This is a genomic window from Thalassovita autumnalis, from assembly GCF_001458255.1.
In the GTDB taxonomy this organism is placed as follows: domain Bacteria; phylum Pseudomonadota; class Alphaproteobacteria; order Rhodobacterales; family Rhodobacteraceae; genus Thalassobius; species Thalassobius autumnalis.
In genome coordinates this window covers 34,969-56,652 of record NZ_CYSB01000027.1, presented here as the reverse complement: position 1 = coordinate 56,652, position 21,684 = coordinate 34,969, and the positions used below count along the sequence as shown (strand labels likewise).

The window sequence follows — 21,684 nt, the reverse complement described above, 5'->3', positions numbered from 1 at the left end:
GGCATGAGACTGTCCCCACCCTCCCTAAGCGTGGCCGCCTTGGCGGCTGCGCTTGCCCCTGCTTTGGGGGCTACCCTATCACTGGCGGGCACTGTTGCCCTCGCCCCCGCCCCGCTTATGGCTGATCAGATGACCGAAGACGCAGCCCTGTTTGAAATCCCACTGACCACGTCAGATGTGCCAGAGCGCTGGCGGTTGGACCACGGGCCCTTGCCAGCCAAGGCTCAGATCACCCTGCTCTATGAAGATGGCAGCGCCTTTTCCGGGGTGCAGTTCTTTGGACAGCGCGGGGCAATCCCCCCCGGCAGACATCAGATCATTGCCGAACCACCGACGCAGCCTATCCGAGGTAGTATACGAGTGCGCGCCTTTATCTGGACGCCTACCACCGGTCTGCGACCCGCCACCCCCGGGGAGATCACCCTGCTGGAACCGTTGCCCGCCCGTTAAGGAGCGGCCTCGCCGCGGCCTGCGATCTGCTGCACCACGCTGACCAAAGCCTCAGCCCCCGGCAATTGCCGCCGTCCGCGCCGGGTGGCGACTGACCAATTGGCCAAGGTCTGCAGGTCCAGATCCACCTCAACCAGCGCGCCTTGAGCCACGTAATGGCGGGTGCAGTCGCGGATGCTGAGCATCACCAGATCGCTGTTCACCGTCAGATCGCAGATCAGGCTGGTGTTTTCGCTGTCGACCACCAGCGGCAGATCCTCGACCTTGGCGTAGCCAAACCAATCGGCAAACTGCGCCAGAACCGAAGGCGCGTAATGGGATCCGGCCAGACCGAAGTCCTGCAGGTCCTGCGGGTGCAGCTCCGGCTTTGCCAAAATAGGATGCCCCTGACGCACGAAGGCGCGGCCGGGCTGCGCCCCAAGCGGCAACATTTCCAGCTGCGCCGCCTCAGGCATCAGGGCCGAGGTGATGCCGACAATTACATCCAACTCCTCCGCCAGCAGCTTATCCACCAAGACAGGTGTTGGCCGCACCAGCACATCCAGCGTCATGCGTGGGTTTTCCTTCAGCCATTTCGCCGTTGAACGCCCGCCAAAGGCCGAAGCAAAGGCCGCCGTCATCCCCAGACGCACATGGCCCGCCGCCCCATCCCGAAGCGCCTGCACCGTGATATCTAGATTGCGCGCCTGAAACAGCAGCCGCTCCACCTCGGCCAGTAGGCTCTGACCATGGGCGGTCAGCTGGATCGGGCGTTCCTTGCGGTCAAACAGCTGAAAGCCTAGCCGCTCCTCCAGCGATTTGATCGCATTGGACAGCGCGGGTTGGGTGATATTGGCCATGGCGCAGGCCTGCGCAAAGCTGCCGGTCTGGGCGACCAGTTCAAAGTAGCGCAATTGGGTGAGGTTCAGCATCGGGCACGGCTCCGCACAGACATTCATGTAGCGAATGGAAAATATAGAAAATCCAAATTTGTGCAAATGTTGCTACCCCCCTAAACTGCGCGAAATTCAGGAGCCTTCGCCAATGACTTACGCCTTCCCCGAAAAACGACTGGAGATGACCCTCGCCGACCGGTTGGAACAGCCCGAAGGCTGGGTTTACATGACGGGGATGCAGGCCTTGGTGCGGCTGCCGATCCAGCAGGCCCGGCGGGACGCTGCGGCGGGGCTGAACACGGGCGGCTATATCTCAGGCTATCGGGGCTCACCGGTTGGGCGCTATGACGTTGAGCTGTGGCAGGCCGAAGAGGTGCTGAAGGCGCACAACATCGTGTTTCAGGCCGGGCTGAACGAAGATATGGCCGCCACCGCCGCATGGGGCAGCCAGCTGGTGGGGCATTTCCCCGGCGCCCGGGTCGAGGGCGTGTTTTCCATCTGGTACGGCAAGGCACCGGGCATGGACCGCTCGATGGACCCGTTGCGCCACGCGAACCTTGCGGGCACCAACCCCAAAGGCGGCTCACTCTTGCTGGTGGGCGATGACCACGGGGCAAAATCGTCAACGCTTGCCTGTTATTCAGACCTGAACTTTGCCTCCACCGGCATTCCGCTCCTGGCCCCGGCCACCGCGCAGGATGTGCTGGATTTCGGCCTGCATGGCATCGCCATGAGCCGCTTCACTGGCACCATCGTGGGGATGAAACTGGTCACCGACGTGGTTGAGGGCGGCGGATCGGTTGAGGTCGGGCTGAACAGCCCCGAAATCACCGTGCCTGAGGCGCCCGAAGATGTCGCCATCCAGCCGTTCCGCGCCATTCTGGAGCAGGAAAAACTGCTCTGGGACGTCAAGATCAAACGCTGCCTCAGCTACGCCCGGGCCAATGGGCTGAACCAGATCAGCGGGGACACAAAGGCCAAGGTCGGCATTCTGGCAGCGGGCAAAACCTGGCAGGATCTGCGTCAGGCGCTGGACGGGCTGGGCTTTGACGGCGACCATATTGGCGACGCGCCTGTGCGCCTGATGAAGGCCGGGATGGTCTGGCCGCTGGACCCAGAGGCGATCAAGACCTTTGCGCAAGGGCTGGACACCATTGTTGTGGTCGAAGAAAAACGCGGATTGCTGGAGGATCAGCTGCGCGCCACGCTGTACGGATCGGACCTGACCCCACGGATCGTCGGCAAGACGTTTTCCGGCGAAACCGGGGAGGTTGCTTTCCCAAACTATGGTGAGATCAGCCCAAATCTGGTGGCCCGGGTGATTGCGCGGGTGGTCAATGAAACCAACCCCAACTACGGGTTGGCGGTGCCCAACCAGCCCGGCGCAGCGCCGCGTCTGGGTGGCGGCGTGGCGCGACCACCGTCGTTCTGTGCAGGCTGCCCGCATGGCCGTTCAACCCAGGTGGTTGAGGGCAGTCGCGCCCTTGCCGGCATCGGTTGTCACACAATGGCGGCCTTCCGCGATCCAGCCACCACCAACTCGATCAGCCATATGGGCGGCGAAGGCGGCATGTGGCTGGGCCAGTTCCCCTTTACGGATGAGGGCCACGTCTTCGCCAATATGGGTGACGGCACCTACAACCACTCGGGCTATATGGCGATCCGCGCCGCCATCGCGGCCGGAGCTCCGATGACCTATAAACTGCTGCACAACGGCTTTGTCTCCATGACCGGGGGACAGCCGCATGACAGCGAAGTGTCGCCCCAGATGATGGTCCAGCAACTGCGCGCCGAAGGGGTGAACCGCATTGCGCTGGTCAGTGATGAGCCTGCAAAATACAGTGATATGAACCGCCCCGCCGGTGTGACCGTCCACCACCGTACCGCCCTGGCCGAGGTGGAGCGTGAACTGCGCCAGATCGATGAGGTGACGGTGCTGATCTATGACCAGCCCTGCGCCACCGAACGGCGGCGGCTGCGCAAACGCGGCAAATGGCAGGATCCGGACAAACGTGTCTTCATCAACGCGGCGGTCTGTGAGGGCTGCGGTGATTGCTCCACCGTGTCACAATGTATGGCGATTGAACCGCTGGAAACCGATCTGGGCCGCAAGCGGGTGATCAACCAGACCTCCTGCAACAAGGACTTTTCCTGTGTTGAGGGGTTCTGCCCCTCCTTTGTCACCGTTTCGGGCGCGAAGCCGCGGCGGGTCAAAGCCGCGGCCGCCCAGTTTGACACCGATCACCTGCCAAAACCGCAGATCGCCGCCGTTGACAGCAGCTGGTCCATTCTGGTGTCCGGCATTGGCGGCGCGGGGGTTGTGACCGTGGGCCAGACCCTTGCCGTGGCGGCCCATGCCGATGGTTACTTTGCCTCAAACCTCGACATCACCGGGCTGGCGCAGAAATACGGTGCGGTGCATTCCCACATCAAGATCGCCGCCGCGCCGGAAAAGATGCGCGCCACGCGGATTGCGGACGATGAAGCCGATGCGCTGATCGGCTGTGACCTTGTTGTTGCCGCCGGGGATGAGGCGCTGGCGAAAGTCAAAGACGCCGAGGCCGTCTGCGTGACCGACACCACCGTGGTGCCAACCGGCGAATTTGCCAGCAATCCTGACTGGTTGCTCAACGGCGCCGAGCAGTTGGAGAGGTTGACCCGCACCCTTGGGGATCGTGCCATGGGCATGGATGCGCAAGGTCTGGCGGAGAAGCTGATGGGCGACCGGGTCTTTGCCAATATGCTGCTGGTGGGCGCCTCATGGCAGCAGGGTGGCCTGCCGTTGTCTTATGAGGCGTTGATGCATGCGATCACCCTGAACGGGGTGGCGATTGAAAAGAACAAGCAAGCCTTTGAATTGGGTCGCCTGGCCTATGCGGAGCCGGAAACCGTCTCCCGCCTGATGCAGCCCAGCCCGCCTGTCTTGCTGGACGCCCACCGGCCCCAAACGGCGGCAGAGGTGATCGCAGATCGTCTGGAGCGGCTGCAGGCCTACGGCGGTGCCAGCTATGTGGCGCGCTACCGGGCCATGATCGACCAGCCGGGGTTTGACGCCCTGTCACCCGAGGCACAGCTGGCGCTGGCCAAAGGGGCCTATAAGCTGCTGGCCGTGAAGGATGAGTGGGAGGTGGCCCGCCTGTACGCCCGGCCTGAATTCCTGACCGAGCTGGAGGCCGCCTTTGAGGGTGATCTGAAGCTGCAGTTCCACATTGGGGCCTGGCCCTTTGCCAAACGGGACAAAACCACCGGCAAACTGGGCAAGGCGGCACTGGGGCCCTGGCTGCTGCCAGCGCTGCGTCTGATGAGCCGGATGCGGGGGCTGCGCGGCAGCTGGTTGGATCCCTTCCGCTACGGGCAAGAGGCGCAGCTGCACCGTGAGGCACTGGCGATCTATGAGGCGGATGTCAGCTTTGCATTGACGCAGGCCGCAGCGGGTGCCGACCCGCAAGTGCTAGCAGAATTGCTGAACCTGCCAGAACAGATCCGCGGCTATGGCCATGTGCGCGAACGCCATCTGGAAAAGGTGCAGACCCGCCGCACGGAACTGCGCGCCGCCCTGACACAGCCCAGCACCGTCGCGGCAGAGTAAGGCCGCCGCCCTTCGTGGCTTCCAGGATCGCGCCCTGCACTGCGGGGCGCGGTCTGTCGAAGTTTCCGGAGGCTGTGGTGAGCGCCCCAACCAATTGACACGGTAAAGACCCCGTATTGCGGCCAAGATGGCGCGAGATTATTATGTTATTTCATAACAATTTGAGAAGTCCACCATGACCGTCCCTACTGCCATACCTGTCAGCCTTCTCACCGGGTTTCTGGGTGCAGGCAAAACCACGCTCCTGAACCATCTGCTGCGCGAGCCCAAGGCGGGGCGAATTGCCGTTGTTGTCAATGAATTTGGCGATGCCGGCCTTGACCATGATCTGGTTGAACAGGCGGCAGAGGATGTGGTGTTGATGGCGGCGGGCTGCATCTGCTGTTCGATCCGGGGGGATCTGTCGCGCACGCTGACCTCACTTCTGGCGCGTCGGCAAACCGGGATGTTGGACTTTGACCGGGTGATCATCGAAACCACCGGATTGGCCGATCCCGGCCCGGTGCATCACACCCTGCTGGTCGATCCGCAACTGGCGCCGCATTTCACCCTTGATGGGATTATCACGGTGGTCGACGCCGTATTGGGCGCCGATACACTGGATCAGCACAGTGAAGCACAGGCGCAGGTGGCGATGGCCGACCGCATCGTCATCAGCAAAATGGACCGCGCCCGCCGCGTGGACACGCAGGCGCTGAAACGTCGCCTGGATCGTCTCAACCCACGCGCCACGCGGCTGCAAGCCAACCATGGCGCGGTGCCGGTGGAGGCGCTGTTCCACCTCAGCCCGCTGCGCCGCGAAACCGGGCCGCAGAACGTGATGGACTGGCTGTCCGCCGCCCCCCTGCCCCAAAGCAAGGATCCACTGGCTGGCCTGTCTGGGTTTTCTGTACCACAGCCCGGCCTCACTGCCGCCATTGAACCCTCATCGCACCACGCCTTTGACAATCGGATCGTGACCGCCTCGATCGAGATTGAAGAGCCGATTGCCCCCGGTGTTTTCGATTTCTGGCTGGAAACGGTGATCGCTGCACGGGGCGCGGACATGTTGCGGATGAAGGCGATCTTGCACATCGAAGGCACTGCCCCCCCCTATGTCATCCATGGGGTGCAGCATATTTTTGAGCCCCCGGTGCCGCTGAAGACCTGGCCACATAAAGACCGCACCAGCCGTGTTGTGCTGATCGCGCGGGATTTCAGTCAGGGTGATCTGGACCACTGCCTGGATGTGCTGCGCATGCGCCCGAAAGAGGTGGTGGCGGAGATGTGAGACATCGGAACCGCCTGTACCGACAGCGTTTTGACCACTGAACGGGCAGACCTCGCGGCCCTTGCCCCCTTCTGCGCCGTCAGTACCCATAACATGTGCGTGAGAGATTGACGCAGTCTGAGATTGCAGGCATTGACCTGATCGTTCCAAAAACTCAAAAATGGCCCATGTTCCGCTTTTTATACACCATCGTGAAACTGTTCGGCGGCGAACAGCGTGCAACGGCTCTGCTGCAAAACAAACTGCGGGTGGCCAAACGCGCTACCTCGCAGGTTGAAATGACGCTTGAGAAGGCCGTGCGCGGCATTAAGGTCGAAAGCACCCGTCTGATCAAGAAAAGCGAAAGCCTGCCCAAGCAGGAACAGATCGATCTGGCCGATGACATTCTGGCCTCGGTCTCGGACGTGGAAAAGAAGGCCACAGTGGGCTTCCAAAACGCCAAACGTCTGCATGAGCTGATTGCAGGCATCGCGCGGCACCCAAACCTGCCCGACTGGGAGCGGATTTCTTATCAGGTGGATGCCCAGCAAGCCAATGCGCAGGCGATCAAACAGCATGCCGTGGCGCTGACCCAAGCGATGCACACCAATATCGACCGGCTTACCGCGCAATATGCCCCGGACGAACCGGAAGAAGGGCTGGAGGCAGAAGCCACCGCCGAGGCTAAGGCGGAGGTCGCACCCACGACCGCCTCCAAGCCAGCCACCAAATCAGCCACCAAGCCCACACCGAAGGCCGAAACGGATCAATAAGCCCAAAAACGCAAAGCGCCGCCCATCACAGGCGGCGCCTTTTGTTTCTAGCATTGCGTCACGTGCGCATAGCTGCGCCCGCTTGCCAACGGGTCAGGAGGCCAGACGCAGCGCGTCGTCTTCTCCTTCGGTAGCCTCCGCAACATCGCTGTCCTGCAACTGATCCGGCTCTGCTGCACACTCGTCAGCTGTGCCTTCCGACGCTTCTGCAGACTTACCCGTGCCGTCGAGATCGAAATAGCTCACCACATCGGTCAATTGTGCCGCCTGCCCTGACAGCTCGGTCGCGGTGCTGGCCAGCTCTTCTGAGGCGGCAGTGTTTTCCTGCGTCACCGCATCCAAGCGCTGCACAGCCTCATTGATCTGGCTGGCACCAATCGCCAGTTCCCGCGAAGAACCGGAAATGCCACTGACCAGGGTGGAGGTCTTTTCGATCTGCGGCACCAATGCGGTGACCATTTCGCCAGCCACACGGGCGCGTTCAACCGTCTCACTGGACAGCGTGGAAATCTCGGCCGCAGCTTTCTGGCTGCTTTCCGCCAGCTTGCGCACTTCGCTGGCCACAACCGCAAAGCCGCGGCCATGTTCACCAGCGCGCGCCGCCTCCACCGCAGCATTCAGCGCCAAAAGATCGGTCTGACGCGAAATGTCCTGCAGAACGTTGATCCGTTCCCCGATCATCCGCATGGCAGAGACCGCTTCGGAAACCGCATCCCCCGATTTCTGCGCTTCAACCGACGCGCGGCGGGCGATCTGTTCCGTTTCAGATGAGTTTTCCGAGCTGGCGGAGATATTGGCCGACATCTGTTCAACAGCGGCCGAAACCTCCTCGGTCGAACTGGCCTGCACGGCAGCCCCCTCGGACAGGGTTTCTGAGGTGCCCGCCATCTGTTCCGAACCCACAGACAGGTTGCGTGCGGCGGCGTCGACATTGGTCAACGTATCTCGCAGGCGATCCACCATATCGATCTGGGCGCTCAGCAGATCCGAAATCTCATTGTTGCCCTTTGGGGTGGCTCTCACGCTCAGATCACCTTGTGCCACGCTGCGCGCCATGTCGATGGAGGTTTTCATCCCCGTCGAGATCGACCGGATGATTGACAGGGCCGCGATGCTGCAGACCACCAGCGCCACCACCGACAGGATGGTCAGGTTGCGCGACAGATCCGCCTGAGTGCTCAGCACCGCTGAAACCTCTTGATCAGCACGAGTGCGAATGATGGTTGAGATTTCCTGAGCCGCCTCATTGATGGTGCTCATCGCCCGGCCAGAGGGGCCGTGATAGAGTTTCTCGGCCACCCGCGCGCGGCCCATTTCGATCATGATAATGGCCCGCTGGTTCTGCGTATCTGCGGTGTTATGCGCCTCGGTGATCACGGCAAGGATCTCTTGCAGCTCAGGATCGACACGGGCAGTCAGGGTCTCGGTCAGTTCTGCAAACTTAACGTTCAGCCCTTTGATCTGTTCAATCAGCTCCCCGCGGCGCTGCGCGTCGTTTTCGTCCTTGGGAATGATCGCTTCGCCCATATAGGTGCGGATCAGCACCTCAGTCAGAGCGATTTCGTTGATCAGTTGAATGTCCTGAGCGTCCTCTGACACGAAGATCTCAAAATCGGTGGTCAGTTTTTTCAACTCACTGATCGCATAGGCCAGCCCGCCGAGGAAAAAGACAAATACGGATACGTAGGACAAGAACAACCGTGACTTCAAAGTGAAGCGCATCTAGGTCTCCCATTGTTGGATGTTTCGCGGTTCGGCGCTTCCTGCGGGAAACGATCGGCGCGATCCCATGCACTGCACGGGTAAAACGCCATTACCAATGTTGGCGCGCTTAAGAGGTCACACATCACCAAAGTCCGAACACAAACTGTTTTGCGCCAGCGGGTTAAGCTGGGCACGTAACAAGTCTAACGGCGCATACCCCGTCCATTTTCGCTTTTTTGTGGTTTAATTTTGGGCGCTAACAGCCCCGTGGCGCTTGCCGGCGCCAGACCCGAAAAAATGCACAAATTGCAGGCAGATTGGCGGTTTATCCCGCAAAAACGAAAACACCAATTGAGTGCCGTCCCTGCTATTTGGGTAGAATGCTGAAATTCGTTTCAAGGCCCCTCAATGAGCGGTGCGCAATAAGATGCCAGATACAGCCCCGCGCCCACTCATGCGCGCCCGGCAAGCGGCGTTTTCGGGATGGTTGAAATCCGGCGCTAGGGCGCGTTGCGCTGCGAAGGTGCGGTCACAAAGGCGTCGGTCGGCAGGCCGGCTGCGCGCTGTTCCTGCGCGGCCTCTGCCCACCAGGCAAGTTGCAACAGGGTGCGGCCCAGATACCCCTGCCAGCGGGCGGCATCCACGTCTGGCAGGTAGCTGCCATCCTCGGCAAAAACCTCCTGCGCATGGGGCACATGCACCATGCTTGAGACCGGCAGGCATCCCAGTTCCGCCAGGAAGGTCCGCATGTTCACCGCTGCACGCGCGCCGCCCCATTGTCCGGCGGAATAGGTCACGATGGCGCTGGGTTTGAAGGAAAACAACGAGCTGCCAAAATGGTTCAAAAGATCGGCCAAGGCCGGGCTCATCGAATGGTTATACTCCGGGCTAACCGCCACATAGCCATCCGCCGCGGCAATTTTTTCGGCCAGCTGATCCAGTGCCGCCGGCGCGCGGCCCTTGGCATAGGCAAACTGCGGTTTGAACGAGGTCGGCAGGTCAAGATCCAAGGGATCGATTAGTTCCACCTCATGGCCGGCCTCAAGCAGCCAAGCCACCGTAGCCCTGGCCACCCGCTCCCCCAACCGCGCCGGCCGCGGCGGTGTTGAGGTGCGAACGGATCCAAGAAACACCAAAATCTTCATAACACCCTCCTGCTGCCATTGCCCTTTTGCGGGCCTTACCGACCCCCTGCGAAGAGGTAGCGCAAAACATCACCCTGCCCAAACTGAAATCAAGAGGCTTGCGGCGGCTCTACAGGCGTTGCCAAGCAAAAGGTAAACGCACAAAAGCATCCACCACAGGGGCGAAGCTTTACACCAAAATATGGAAGATTTTTCAGAAGGTATGGCAGAGAGGAAGGGATTCGAACCCTCGAGACGGTCTCCCGCCTACGCACTTTCCAGGCGCGCGCCTTCGACCACTCGGCCACCTCTCTAACTGGGCCATCATTTATTAGAGCTCATCATCGGTCGCAAGCCCAAAATGCAAACTTCTGCCACAGCACCGATTTTTTTTGATCCGCCCCGCCAAGGCGCGCGGCCCAATGATACCTTAGCGCCCCCTGCCCCGGTCACCGGCTGCCGCCGGTTCGGGCAATCGGCACAATGGCGCGCAAATGTGAGGCGGGAAATGGCGCGGGGTTGTTGTATCCTTGACGCGCTTGGAACATAGTCACGCGACACCCCGCATGAGCTGAAAGCACACGTAATGAACCAAAGTCCGCATCGTCCCCCTGTTGCCCGTCGTCTGACGGGGGCGGATCCGCAGAAATCGCAGATGCAACGGGTTCAGACAGGGGCGTTGATCATCATCGCCTTTGCGGTGGTGCTGTTTCTGCTGGTGCAGGCAAGGTTTCTGCTGATTTCGCTGGCCACAGCCATTGTGCTGTTCTCATTGACCAGTGACGCCATCAACTTCATCGCGCGCCAGCGGATCGGGCCGTTTCGCATTCCGAACTTTCTGGCATCGATCACCGCTCTGTTGCTGATCTCTGCCGGGATGTTGACGCTGACCTCAATCATTCTAAGCCAGCTCAACACCGTTCTGACCACCACGCTCAGCTACGCCGAAAGCCTGCCGGGCGCGGCCGCAGCAATGTTTGCCTGGATGGGCGAGGATGTTGAAAAGTCGGTATTTGACACGGTCAGCTCGATCAATGTGGGCAGCTACCTCAGCACGGCTGCAGGGCAAGCGGGCAACCTGATGTCGGCAACCGTTCTGGTGATCCTCTTTGTGGGCTTTCTGTTCGCTGAGCGGATTTGGTTTTCCACCAAGCTGGTCAACTTCATTGGCGATGAGGAACAGGCCAAGCGGGTGGGCCGGATCATGGCCACCATCATTCACCGGGTGAACTATTACCTGCTGGTGAAATCCGGCGTCAGCGCGGTCACGGGTGTGATGGTCTGGGTGGTTGCCGGGGTGTTCCAGCTAGAACTGGCGGCGGCCTTGGGCATTTTGACCTTTGTGCTGAACTATATCCCCAATATCGGCTCCATCGTGGCGACCGTTCTGGTGGCGCTGGTGACCTTTGTTCAGATTGGTGAGCCGGGGCCGACGGCGGCGATTTTTGTCACCGTGGGGATCATCCAGTTTGTCAACGGATCGGTGATCGATCCAATGCTGATGGGGCGGGCGCTGCGGCTGTCCTCCTTTGGGATCATCATCAATCTGGCCTTCTGGGGCGCGGTCTGGGGCGTGCCGGGCATGTTCCTGTCAGTGCCGATCATGGTGGCAATGATGATCATCTGCTCGCAGGTGCCGGAGTTGCGCCCCATTGCGATCCTGTTGTCGCGCGAAGGGCTGCCGGAACAGGATGACGACGGGTCCGAGGCCGCCCCCTCACGGTCTGCCAGAAACGAAGACAGCGCCGCCTAAGCGACGCTGTTTCCTGTGCTTAGCATGACAGTTCAGCCTCAGTTGTCGAGGTGCAGGTAGACCCGGCGGTTCTGCTTGCCCTTCTTTTCGACCTTGCCCAGACGGATTCGGCCGATTTCGCTGGTGCGCGCCACATGGGTGCCGCCGCAGGGCTGCAGATCAACCTGATCGTCGCCCGAGCCGATGCGCACAAGGCGCACACGCCCCTGCCCCATCGGCGGCATCACCGACATGGTTTTCACCAGCCCCGGATTGGCCTGCAGCTCCTCATCGCTGATCCAGTCTTCGCTCACCTCAAGGTCACGGTCGATCAGCGCATTCAGGGCCTCGGCCAGGGCTTCCTTATCTTCCGGCGCCTCAGGCATATCGAAATCCAGCCGCCCCTTATCGGCGCCGATGCTACCGCCGCTGACCGGCAGCGGGATCACCACAGACAAGAGGTGCAGCGCCGTGTGCACCCGCATATGACGGTGGCGGCGGTTCCAGTCGAGGCTCTGGCGCACCGCAGTGCCCACGGGTGGCAGCGCGCCGGGTTCTGCCGGAACCAGCACAATCGCGCCATCCTCACCTTTGACAGTGGTGGCGATCACCATCTCTGATCCTTCCCACGACAGCTGACCGCTGTCGCCGGGCTGACCACCCCCGGTGGGGTAAAAGACACTTTGATCCAGCACGATCCCGCCTTCAGGCGTCAGCGCCACCACCTTGGCCTCGGCCTCCCGCAGGTAGGCATCGTCACGAAACAGCGGATGTGTCATTCAGACCTCTTTGTCTTTTGGGGTTATGTCTTCGGAAGTGTCAGCTTGCCCGGCCTCGGCTTCGGCCGTGGCGGGCGTGCCCGGTGCCTGCGGCTGCAGCACCTCGGGATTGCGCAGCCAGACGTCGCGCTGTGCGAACGGGATCTCAATCCCCTCTTCGGCAAAACGCTTGGCAATCGCATGGTTGATTTCACTGCGCACGCTCAGTGCCCAGTTCACATCCCGCAGGATCGCGCGGATCTCAAAATCAAGCGAGTCTGCGCCAAAGCCTTGGAACAGCACCGCCGGGGCCGGATTGGCCAGCACCATCGGGTGATCTTCGGCGATTTCGCGCAGGATCCCTTCGACCCGGTGGGTGTCCGTGCCATAGGCCACGCCCACCGAAACAATGACCCGGCCTACGGTATTGCCACGGGTATAGTTGGTCACCGTGCCGCTGACGAGATCCGCGTTGGGGATGATCACATCGGTGCGGTCAAAGGTTTCGATCCGGGTGGCGCGCACCGAAATGTCACGCACATAGCCCATCTGGCCGCCCACCTCGATCCAATCACCTTCGGAGATCGGGCGTTCGATCAGCAGGATGATGCCGGAAACGAAGTTCGACACGATGGTCTGCAGGCCAAAGCCAATGCCTACGGACAGCGCACCGGCCACAATCGCGATCGAAGACAGATCCAGCCCCGCGCCCGTGATCGCGACCAGCGCCGCAAGCGTGATCCCCAGATAGCCAACACCAGAGACCACAGCTGTCTGCCCGCCCTGATCCAGCCGGGTTTTGGGCAGGACCGAGGTTTTCAGCGCCCCTTGCACCAGCCGCGTGACGACATAGCCAACAGCAAAGAGAATAGCAAAAGCAATAAAATCACGTGGGGAAAACCGGGTATCCCCCAATGTAATCCCAGCCATGAATTGGCTCCACAGCTCGGTCAGATCGGTGAACCGCATTCCCCAGATCAGGGCCAGAATAGGCAGCGCCAGTACTGCAAGCGCAACGCCGACCAGCGCAGGCACCAACGCCTCTGACGGGTCATCGCGCGTAGTGAACAACGCATAGACCAATGTCGCCAGATGGTGGATGGCAAACAGGATAGCCAACAGGCCGACAGTGTCGACTGCCGGATAAATGAGCGCCTCTGCCGCATTGCGATAGCCAATCGCCACCAGAAGCGGCGCAAGAACGGCAATCACCATCGCACCGCGCACCAGCAGGTTTGCTGCGCGCAACCTCAACGGTGCGGCCTCCCCCTCGGTCAAAGCGGCCAGCGCCGGTGCGGTTAGCGCGCGCATCAGACGCGCCAAGCGCATCAAGGCCAAGCTGCTGATCACCATGAGCGGGAAGGCCAACAGAACGCCTGCAACCTCATCAAGGCCGCTCAGCGCCTCAAAGGTGGCACCAACCTGGGCCAAAACCACTGCGGTAGCCAGACCACCCCCAACGCGACGCAACGCCGGCCGTCTGCCTGGGTCGACCTCAAACACAGCTGGTGCGGGTGGATCACTGAACAGTTTGTCACACAGCCAAACCGCGCCCAGCAAGATCGCGCCCCACAATGGCACCTGCGCGATCAATGCCTCACCGCGCAGACCGAACATGCCCGTGAGCAGCAATGCCTGCACCAGCAACAAAAGGCCCGTCCAGGGCACCAAGACCTTGCCCAATGACACAACGAAGGTCAAAATTTCGGCGCTGGCCGTCACCCGCGCACCAGACGCAAGCCGCAACCGTTCGCGCAACCGCGAGACCAGCCCCCCCGTCCAGCTGCGCCCACGCATCAACAGCAAGGCCCCAAACAGGCTGAAGGGAATGATCACCAACAGGTTCTGGCGGAACTGAAACAGCCGCAATTCGTTATCAAGGTTTGCGCGCACCTCCTGCAGAGGGACAAACACCGCATCCTTCAGCTCTGCCAGCCCTTCGGCCCAGTCCACCGGGTTCAGCGGGCTGGGACCAATCGAAACCAGAGCGTCCGCCTGGCGATTGCGCAATACAGTATCAACTTCCGCAATCAGCCCTGCTGCCCGGCTGGCTGCGGTTTCTGCCGCCAGAACAGGGGCACGCAATTCGGCCAGCCGCTCCGTCAGATCCTGACGGCGCGCGGTGATCTCAGCGCTTTCGCTGCCGTCATCGGGGGCCGGGCCCAAAACGGCAAGCTGACTTTGCAGGTTGTCAATCCGCTGGGAATGGCCGCCCTGCGCGTCCGTGAACACCTCGCGCCATTCAACCAGCTGCGCGCGCAGCCGCTCCAGCGCCCGATCAGAGGCGCGCCCCGCTTCCAGCGTCAGCTCCGCGCGGCGGGCCGTGGCCTGCCATTCCTGGTTTTCCTCATCACTGAGGGCTGGCACACCAGAAACTTGCGCCGAAACCATCGGCGCCGAAACCTCGAGCGTTATCAGCAGGAGGACACACACCAGCCCTGCCGCGATGCGCCCGAACCAAGAGGTGCGGGCCAGTGAAACAAGGCGGGAGGGCTGTGTCATGTCCATCAAGCTATGTCAGCTGCGGATTTTTCAAGCTTACGGGTTTTCAAAGACGGCCGGCGGCGCGGGCAGTTCCTTGGTCAGCCATTCCGGCTGCGGCAGGCCCTTTTCCGCCAGGAACGCGGGGTTGAACAGTTTCGACTGATAGCGGGTGCCATAGTCACACAGGATCGTGACGATCGTATGGCCCGGCCCCATGTCCTTGGCCATCCGCACCGCGCCTGCGATGTTCACCGCCGAAGAACCGCCCAGGCACAGGCCTTCGTCCTGCAAAAGGTCAAAGACCATCGGCAGCGCCTCTTCGTCGGGGATCTGGTAGTTCATGTCCGGCGTGAACCCTTCGAGGTTCGCGGTGATCCGGCCCTGCCCGATGCCTTCGGTGATCGACGTGCCGGTGGAGGCAAATTCACCATGCGCATAGTAGCTGTAAAGCGCCGCGCCCATCGGATCGGCCAAACCGATTTTCACGCCTTTGGGCTGCAGCGCCATGCCAACACCTGCCAGCGTGCCGCCAGAACCAACGGCGCAGATGAAGCCATCCACCTTACCACCGGTCTGTTCCCAGATCTCGGGCCCCGTGGTTTCAATATGCGACTGACGGTTGGCAACATTATCAAACTGGTTGGCCCAGATCACGCCGTTTTCTTCCGTCTCGGCCAAGGCTTTGGCCAGACGTTCCGAGTAACGCACATAGTTGTTGGGGTTCTTGTAGGGGGCGGCAGGCACTTCAACCAGCTGGGCGCCAGCCAGACGGATCATGTCCTTCTTTTCCTGACTCTGGGTTTCCGGGATCACGATCACGGTTTTGAAGCCCATCGAGGCGCCGACCAGTGCCAGACCGATACCGGTGTTACCGGCGGTGCCTTCAACGATGGTGCCACCGGGTTTCAGCTGGCCTTTGGCGATAGCATCTTTGATGATGTAAAGCGCCGCGCGGTCTTTGACCGACTGACCGGGGTTCAAAAACTCAGCCTTGCCCAGGATCTCACAGCCGGTTTCTTCACTGGCCGCTTTCAGGCGGATCAACGGGGTCTTGCCAATGGCATCAGCCAGGTCGCGTGCAATGCGCATGTTCTTTATCCTTATCAGGTCCAATCCCAGACTTAGGCCTCTCAGCACGGATGCTCAAGCACCTCTACGCAGGGATTCACGATTCCGTGCAAGCCAATGCAGCGCAAGCGCCAGCGGTGTCACACGGATTTGGCCAGTATCCAACATTTCCAACGCCCTATCGAGGGGCATCAAATGGGTTTTGATATCTTCCTGCTCAGAGGCCAATCCGCCGATCTGAGTGGCCGCATCTGGCAGATCCGCCAGCCCCAGATAGATGTGGAAAAACTCACTGTCACAGCCCGGCGACGGGTAGCCTAGGTGGATCTCTTTAAGGGCTTTCAGATCCAGCCCCGCCTCTTCCGCCGCTTCGCGCCGCGCGCAGGCCTCAGGCGTTTCGCCGGGATCAACCCGGCCCGCAATGGGTTCCAACTGCCAGGGCCCATGATCCCCCCGCGCCAGCGGACCCATTCGAAACTGTTCGATCAACAGCACCCGGTCGCGCACCGGATCATAGGGCAGTACCAATGCCGCATCGCTGCCCATGAAGGCCGCCCGGTCCACTACCGGACACATCGAGCCGTCAAAACGGCGGTAGCGCAGCTGCATCTCTTTCAGGGCAAAGAAATTGGCGTAGGGGTAGCTTTCTGACAGCACCTCCAGATCCGCCAATCCGCGCCCTGACGGGCCCAACACAGGTGTTTCCTGCTGCGCCAGAACCTGGGCGGCAGCGCGGGTGTGGATCATCCGGTAGATCGCGCCAACCTCTTCAGGGGTTTTCTGACCGCGATGCAGCAGAACCTCTTTGGCGGCGGCGCAGTTGGTTGTCCCCCAGGTCGCGGCCCAGTCTGACAGGATGAACTCTGGGCCCGCCTCATAGCTGCTTTCTGGTGGCCAGAACATCTGCACCCGGCGCATCTGGCCATCCTGTTCCAGATCCACCCAGATCAGATCATAGCCAAAGACCCGCTCATAATAATCCAGCCGCGCCACATCTTCATCGCTCAGCCCTTCGGCCAGCAATCCAATCGCGCTGCTGCCGTCCTTGGGCAGGATCAGCGGAAAGGCCTGCCCCTTGGCCCAGCGAATCTCATACCCCGGCAACCCGGCCTCAGACAGGGCAATACCATCCAGCGAATGGCCCACCACCGTTTCAAGCAGGGGCAAATGGCGCAACGTGCCATAGAAGAACAATGCAGGCATTGAGGGAGCTTTCAGCGCAGATCTGTTTCTAACGCCACAAGCTATTGGCGATTTCCACGATAATGGCAATCACCACTGACCCAATAATCAGCGGCCCAATCACCGTGGGGTGCAGCAGCACAGACCCGTAATCCGCCAGAATGCGAAAGATATCTTCCAACGCGCGTAGCGGGTTTGGGTACATCTTGCGGGTCGACAGGCGCAGCATCTCATTGATCGCCTGGGTGAACAGCCCCACCGTCGCCAGCGCAAAGGCCGCCGTCAGACCGTTCGCCAGCGAAATCATCAACCCGCCGCCGGCCTTGGGGCCCAGCATAGCCCAGCCGATCAGAAACCCAAGCCCAAGGTTCACATGGTTGAACCAGCCAAAAATGGTGCTTTCCGGCATCAGGGGGCGGACAAGGTCCGACACGAACCACCCCAGCCCGGCCATCATCAGCGCGCCAATCACGCGTGCCGCCGTAAATGTCATCTGCTCGCCTTTCTTTGTTATCTGTTCTTTTGGCCTTAACGTCCCGCAGTCAGATCAGCAGTCAGGCCAACTGTCGCGGATCATCCTCGCGGGCGACTGTCAATTGTACCACATCACAGTTGCCGCCCCGAAACGATCCCGCGCAGGAGGTCAGGTAGAAATTCCACATGCGGCGGAACCGGTCGTCAAATCCCAAAGCGGCCACATCAGACCAGCGGTCATTAAACACCTGATGCCAGCGCCGCAGAGTTTGGCTGTAGCTGTCGCCAAATTCCAGCACGCTTTTCTCGGCCAGCCCCTGCTGGCGCACCTGCTCACGCAGCGCGGTTTTGGACGGCAACATGCCACCTGGGAAAATGTATTTTTGAATAAAATCAACGCCTTTTCGGTAGGTCTCAAAGCGTTTTTCCTGCAGCGTAATGATCTGCAGCGTCGCCTGCGCGCCGGGTTTCAAACAACGTTTCAGGGTTTGGAAATAGACGGGCCAGTATTTCTCGCCTACGGCTTCAAACATCTCAATACTGGCGATCCCATCATATTGCCCCTGTTCATCCCGGTAGTCCTGCAGGCGAAACTCCACCAAATCAGAAAGACCCGCCTTTTCAATGCGTTCCCGGGCATAGTTGAGCTGCTCCTGCGAAATGGTCAGCCCGGTGACCCGCAGCCCACGTTCGCGCGCTGCATATTCGGCAAAGCCCCCCCAGCCACAGCCAATTTCCAGCACATGATCGCCGGGTTTCACCGCCATCTGATCCACCATGGAGGCATATTTTGCCTCCTGCGCGGCCTCCAGGCTTTGCTGTCCTGAGGTGAAAATGGCGGAGGAATAGGTCATCGACGGATCCAGCCAAATCGCGTAAAAGTCATTGCCTAAGTCATAGTGATAGCTGATATTTTTCTTCGCCTGCTCCCGCGTGTTGGAGTTCATCCAATGGCGCATGCGTTCATAGACCCGCACCAGAAACATGCCGGGAAACCCGTCATAAAGCTCATCATTGCGGTCATGCAGAAGATCTAGGAAAGCCTGCAGATCAGGCGTGTCCCACCAGCCCTCCAGATAGGCGTCGCAAAAGCCAAGATCGCCCTCCCGGACAAGGCGCGCAAAGGTATCGGTGTTATGCACCCGCAGCTCAGCCACGAAACCCGGATTGCCCCCTTCGGCGCGAAACACCCGGCCGTCCGGCATCACGAAATCCAGCCGCCCCGACTGCATCCGATTGGCCATTTGAAACACCTGCGCAAAGTAGCGCGGCAGGCCTGTTTGCCCTTCTGTTGATGTCAGGATCATCTTGCAACTCCCCCAAGTTTTCATCTCAGGCTTGCAAGAAATGCGTTTTCGATCAAGGTTTTCGTGCAGATTGCGCTTAATCCACGGTCCCCAGATCGCGGGATTTGAACCGCTCCAATGCGGCCAAGGCAGCCGCGCGCCCCTCGGCCAGACCCACGATGGGGCTCAGGGGGCGCGGTGTCTCTGTGACGTTCCACGCACGCGGCGTGGCCTCGGCAAACCCACTGTCGGTTGCCAGCCAGCGCCGGGTATAGCGGGCCTCCGCATCAAACTTTTTCTGCTGGGTCTCAGGGTTGAACACGCGGAAATAGGGCGCCGCATCGGGCCCGCAGCCCGCCACCCATTGCCAGCCCATCGCGTTTGACGCCGGATCCCAATCGACCAGAGTGTCGGCAAACCACTGCTGGCCCAAGCGCCAATGCAGCCGCAGATGTTTGGTCAGGTAAGAGGCCGCGATCATCCGCACCCGGTTGTGCATCTTACCGGTCACATGAAGTTCCCGCAGGCCGGCATCGATCAGATCCACCCCGGTGCGCCCCTGCTGCCAGGCCTGCAAATGCGGGTGATCTGCCGCCGTTTTCCAGGGAAACGCCTCCCACTCATGGCGCCAGGCGCGGGTCTGAATATGCGGATCATGGTAACTCAGGTGCCAGGCGAAATCGCGCCACGCCAGTTCTTTCAGGAACTTTTCCGCGGCACGGGCCAAGGCGGCCTGCCCGGCAACCGTGACCCGCGTCACATGCCAGATCTGACGCGCCGAAATCTCACCATAGGCCAACGGTTCACTTAAGCCCGATGTCACCTGCCGCGCAGGAAAATCGCGCCCCTCCGCGTAATCCTGCAGCGCCCCCGCCAGAAAATGATCCAATTGCGCCTGCGCCGCCGCCTCGCCCAACAGCAGATGCGGCGCCACGACAGATGCGCCGCGCTGCATCGCCTTACCCAACTGCCAACTGTGCAGCGCTTCTGACTGCGGCCAACTGTCTGGCACTGGCAACCTATCCGGCGCGGGCTTGGCGGGGGCAACTTCCTGCGCCGCAAGGGCCCGCCAGAACGGCGAGTAGACGCGGAAATGCCCACCGGCTTTGGTGGCCAAGGTCCAGGGTTCCGCCAGCAGGTTTCCGGTAAAGCTTTTCACATCAAGGCCTTGCGCGGCGAAATGCGACTTGACCGCCGTGTCCCGCGCGATCCCCTCAGGCTCAAACGACCGGTTCCAGTACAGCGCCTCTGCCCCGGTCTCCTGCACCAGCTGCTGCAGTGAAGCCAAGGCGGGACCGGACCGCAAGATCAGCCCGCTGCCGATGCGTTGCAAACTGTTCTGGAAATGCTCAAGACCCAGGCCAAATCGCCATTTCGGCGCAGCGCCCAGCGCCTCGAACAGGTCGTCACGCAGAAAGATCGGGATCACCGGACGGCCGGTTTGCGCCGCCGCTGCCAGCGCCGGATTGTCCGTCAAACGCAAGTCTCGCCGCAGCCAGACAAGGACCGGGCGGGTGAGATCGGAGTGGGATGTGGATGTTTTGCTGTGGGGCATATCGGGGCCTTTTTCCACATTACGATCCGACCCTCGGGCCGGATCAGTTTTTCTGCCCGGAACTTGCCTTACAGAACGGCGTCCAAAGCCTTGAGAAGCTGCTGAATTTCCGCCTCAGTAGTGTAATGCACGAAACTCAGGCGCAACACGCCCTTCGCAGGATCCACGCCCATCGCCTTCAGCGCCCGCACCGCATAAAAATCGCCGCCGCCAGCCATAATGCCATGATCCGCCAGCGCCGTGGCCACCGGCAAAGCCGCCCGGCCCAGATCCAGCGCAACCGTTGGCGCGCGGCGTTCCGGATCCGTCGGGCCGATCAGCCGCAGATCATTGCGGTTTTGCAGATAGTCCATCAGCGGCGCGGCCAGTTTCACCTCATGCGCCCGCATCAGATCATGAACTCCACTGCCTTTTGCCGTCAGATCGCCGCTGATCCCGTGATGGGCCGCCAAGGCCTCAATGTAATCAACCATCCCTGCCGAGGCCGCGACCTGCGCGTGATCGGGGCCCGCCGGAGTGAACCGTTTGTAAAGAACATCCGCATTAAAATAATGCGCCTGATTGGGCAGTTGCATGCCCAGCTCACGCCGGATCACCATAATGCCCTGATGGGGCCCATAGGTTTTATAGGCCGAAAACAGATAGATATCTGGGCCCAGCATACCCACATCGGGGATCCCGTGCGGCGCGTAGCTGACGCCATCAACGCAAACGAAGGCGCCAGCGGCATGGGCCATCGCAGTGATTTCCACCACCGGATTGACCTCCCCCACCACGTTGGAGCAATGCGGGAAACAGACCAGACGCACCTTTTCATCCAGCAGATTTTCCAGACCGGCAGGATCCAGCGTGCCGGTTGTCGGGTTGATCCGCCATTCCCGCACGTCGATGCCACGTTCCGCCAAACGGCGCCACGGGCCTGAGTTGGCCTCATGATCCTGATCGGTCACCACAATCGCTTCACCCGGTTGCAGCCACTGACCAAAGGCTTGCGATAATACATAGGTGTTCTGCGTGGTGGACGGGCCAAAGCTGACCTCATCCGTGGCCACCCCCATCAGCTGCGCCAGTCGTTGGCGCGCCTCATCCATTTCGGTACCGGCAAGCTGACTGGCGGCATAGGGCGCATAAGGCTGCACCTTACGCGTATGATAAAACCGCTGCAGCCGGTCAATCACCTGCGCGCAGGTATAAGAACCCCCGGCGTTTTCAAAAAAGGCCTGCCCCTGCAGCGATTGTTCAGCAAACGCGGGGAAGTTTTCCCGCACGAAATTCACATCTAGATCTGTCATGCGCACAGCTTTGCCGTGTCTCATGGATTGGGTCAAGAACCGTTGTCACGGCCTAGATTTGACGCGGCGTTTAGCCAGACGGAGAGGTC

The 21,684-nt window shown here is 60.8% G+C and carries 16 protein-coding genes and 1 tRNA gene; 5 read left to right on the top strand and 12 right to left on the bottom strand.

The annotated features are described in order from the left end of the window. Nucleotides 1–3 precede the first annotated feature (3 nt). The gene (locus TL5118_RS09485) at nt 4–450 is read left to right on the top strand and encodes a hypothetical protein (protein ID WP_058242832.1); all 447 of its coding nucleotides are present in this window, start codon (nt 4–6) and stop codon (nt 448–450) included. Here the strand turns inward: TL5118_RS09485 and TL5118_RS09480 are convergent. After that, nucleotides 447–1,361, bottom strand: coding sequence for a LysR family transcriptional regulator (locus TL5118_RS09480; protein WP_058242831.1), 915 nt, complete (start codon nt 1,359–1,361; stop codon nt 447–449). The two genes, TL5118_RS09485 and TL5118_RS09480, sit on opposite strands and share 4 nt — an antisense overlap. Nucleotides 1,362–1,473: 112 nt before the next feature. On the opposite strand from TL5118_RS09480, the gene TL5118_RS09475 reads away from it, so the two are divergent. The 3 genes from TL5118_RS09475 (at nt 1,474) to TL5118_RS09465 (ending at nt 6,936) form a co-directional block, all read left to right on the top strand. Then, nucleotides 1,474–4,914 (top strand): indolepyruvate ferredoxin oxidoreductase family protein, encoded by a 3,441-nt coding sequence (locus TL5118_RS09475; RefSeq protein WP_082626210.1) that lies wholly within the window; start codon nt 1,474–1,476, stop codon nt 4,912–4,914. Nucleotides 4,915–5,089: 175 nt separating this feature from the next. Continuing rightward, complete coding sequence (locus tag TL5118_RS09470) at nt 5,090–6,184, top strand: CobW family GTP-binding protein (RefSeq protein ID WP_058242830.1); 1,095 nt, start codon at nt 5,090–5,092, stop codon at nt 6,182–6,184. Between the two features lie 167 nt (nt 6,185–6,351). Next, nucleotides 6,352–6,936 carry a hypothetical protein gene (locus tag TL5118_RS09465; RefSeq protein WP_058242829.1) on the top strand — a complete coding sequence of 195 codons (585 nt, stop codon included), beginning with the start codon at nt 6,352–6,354 and terminating at the stop codon, nt 6,934–6,936. Between the two features lie 93 nt (nt 6,937–7,029). On the opposite strand, the gene TL5118_RS09460 is transcribed toward TL5118_RS09465, so the two are convergent. The 3 genes from TL5118_RS09460 to TL5118_RS09450 all read right to left on the bottom strand — a co-directional run bounded on the left by TL5118_RS09460 (nt 7,030) and on the right by TL5118_RS09450 (nt 10,078). Further along, nucleotides 7,030–8,658: a methyl-accepting chemotaxis protein gene (locus TL5118_RS09460; protein ID WP_058242828.1), complete on the bottom strand. Its 1,629-nt coding sequence runs from the start codon at nt 8,656–8,658 to the stop codon at nt 7,030–7,032. Between the two features lie 482 nt (nt 8,659–9,140). Continuing rightward, complete coding sequence (locus TL5118_RS09455; protein WP_058242827.1) at nt 9,141–9,785, bottom strand: NADPH-dependent FMN reductase; 645 nt, start codon at nt 9,783–9,785, stop codon at nt 9,141–9,143. Nucleotides 9,786–9,988: 203 nt separating this feature from the next. Further along, nucleotides 9,989–10,078, bottom strand: a tRNA-Ser gene (locus TL5118_RS09450). A gap of 341 nt (nt 10,079–10,419) precedes the next feature. Between TL5118_RS09450 and TL5118_RS09445 the strand changes: the two genes are divergently transcribed. Further along, nucleotides 10,420–11,517 carry an AI-2E family transporter gene (locus TL5118_RS09445; protein ID WP_058242894.1) on the top strand — a complete coding sequence of 366 codons (1,098 nt, stop codon included), beginning with the start codon at nt 10,420–10,422 and terminating at the stop codon, nt 11,515–11,517. Nucleotides 11,518–11,555: 38 nt separating this feature from the next. Here TL5118_RS09445 and TL5118_RS09440 read toward each other — a convergent pair whose 3' ends face one another. The 8 genes from TL5118_RS09440 to TL5118_RS09405 form a co-directional block, all read right to left on the bottom strand. Further along, nucleotides 11,556–12,275, bottom strand: coding sequence for an alanyl-tRNA editing protein (locus TL5118_RS09440; protein WP_058242826.1), 720 nt, complete (start codon nt 12,273–12,275; stop codon nt 11,556–11,558). Beyond that, nucleotides 12,276–14,756 carry a DUF3772 domain-containing protein gene (locus tag TL5118_RS09435; protein ID WP_165590037.1) on the bottom strand — a complete coding sequence of 827 codons (2,481 nt, stop codon included), beginning with the start codon at nt 14,754–14,756 and terminating at the stop codon, nt 12,276–12,278. 36 nt (nt 14,757–14,792) lie between these two features. After that, nucleotides 14,793–15,827 (bottom strand): cysteine synthase A, encoded by a 1,035-nt coding sequence (locus TL5118_RS09430; RefSeq protein ID WP_058242824.1) that lies wholly within the window; start codon nt 15,825–15,827, stop codon nt 14,793–14,795. A 54-nt stretch (nt 15,828–15,881) separates the two neighbouring features. Continuing rightward, a complete protein-coding gene (locus TL5118_RS09425; RefSeq protein WP_058242823.1) occupies nt 15,882–17,009 on the bottom strand; it encodes an NUDIX domain-containing protein in 1,128 nt (375 codons plus the stop codon). 28 nt (nt 17,010–17,037) lie between these two features. Then, nucleotides 17,038–17,481, bottom strand: coding sequence for a TrgA family protein (locus tag TL5118_RS09420; RefSeq protein ID WP_058242822.1), 444 nt, complete (start codon nt 17,479–17,481; stop codon nt 17,038–17,040). 61 nt (nt 17,482–17,542) lie between these two features. Next, nucleotides 17,543–18,769 carry an SAM-dependent methyltransferase gene (locus TL5118_RS09415; protein WP_058242821.1) on the bottom strand — a complete coding sequence of 409 codons (1,227 nt, stop codon included), beginning with the start codon at nt 18,767–18,769 and terminating at the stop codon, nt 17,543–17,545. Nucleotides 18,770–18,845: 76 nt separating this feature from the next. Next, a complete protein-coding gene (locus TL5118_RS09410; RefSeq protein WP_058242820.1) occupies nt 18,846–20,303 on the bottom strand; it encodes a cryptochrome/photolyase family protein in 1,458 nt (485 codons plus the stop codon). A 68-nt stretch (nt 20,304–20,371) separates the two neighbouring features. Next, nucleotides 20,372–21,595 carry an aminotransferase class V-fold PLP-dependent enzyme gene (locus TL5118_RS09405; protein WP_058242819.1) on the bottom strand — a complete coding sequence of 408 codons (1,224 nt, stop codon included), beginning with the start codon at nt 21,593–21,595 and terminating at the stop codon, nt 20,372–20,374. Nucleotides 21,596–21,684 lie beyond the last annotated feature (89 nt).

Coding starts and splice junctions, on each gene's coding strand:
- TL5118_RS09460 (WP_058242828.1), bottom strand. CDS start 8,658: ATGCGCTTCACTTTGAAGTCACGGTTGTTCTTGTCCTACGTATCCGTA.
- TL5118_RS09485 (WP_058242832.1), top strand. CDS start 4: ATGAGACTGTCCCCACCCTCCCTAAGCGTGGCCGCCTTGGCGGCTGCG.
- TL5118_RS09440 (WP_058242826.1), bottom strand. CDS start 12,275: ATGACACATCCGCTGTTTCGTGACGATGCCTACCTGCGGGAGGCCGAG.
- TL5118_RS09465 (WP_058242829.1), top strand. CDS start 6,352: ATGTTCCGCTTTTTATACACCATCGTGAAACTGTTCGGCGGCGAACAG.
- TL5118_RS09455 (WP_058242827.1), bottom strand. CDS start 9,785: ATGAAGATTTTGGTGTTTCTTGGATCCGTTCGCACCTCAACACCGCCG.
- TL5118_RS09415 (WP_058242821.1), bottom strand. CDS start 18,769: ATGATCCTGACATCAACAGAAGGGCAAACAGGCCTGCCGCGCTACTTT.
- TL5118_RS09445 (WP_058242894.1), top strand. CDS start 10,420: ATGCAACGGGTTCAGACAGGGGCGTTGATCATCATCGCCTTTGCGGTG.
- TL5118_RS09470 (WP_058242830.1), top strand. CDS start 5,090: ATGACCGTCCCTACTGCCATACCTGTCAGCCTTCTCACCGGGTTTCTG.
- TL5118_RS09420 (WP_058242822.1), bottom strand. CDS start 17,481: ATGACATTTACGGCGGCACGCGTGATTGGCGCGCTGATGATGGCCGGG.
- TL5118_RS09410 (WP_058242820.1), bottom strand. CDS start 20,303: ATGCCCCACAGCAAAACATCCACATCCCACTCCGATCTCACCCGCCCG.
- TL5118_RS09425 (WP_058242823.1), bottom strand. CDS start 17,009: ATGCCTGCATTGTTCTTCTATGGCACGTTGCGCCATTTGCCCCTGCTT.
- TL5118_RS09435 (WP_165590037.1), bottom strand. CDS start 14,756: ATGACACAGCCCTCCCGCCTTGTTTCACTGGCCCGCACCTCTTGGTTC.
- TL5118_RS09405 (WP_058242819.1), bottom strand. CDS start 21,595: ATGACAGATCTAGATGTGAATTTCGTGCGGGAAAACTTCCCCGCGTTT.
- TL5118_RS09480 (WP_058242831.1), bottom strand. CDS start 1,361: ATGCTGAACCTCACCCAATTGCGCTACTTTGAACTGGTCGCCCAGACC.
- TL5118_RS09475 (WP_082626210.1), top strand. CDS start 1,474: ATGACTTACGCCTTCCCCGAAAAACGACTGGAGATGACCCTCGCCGAC.
- TL5118_RS09430 (WP_058242824.1), bottom strand. CDS start 15,827: ATGCGCATTGCACGCGACCTGGCTGATGCCATTGGCAAGACCCCGTTG.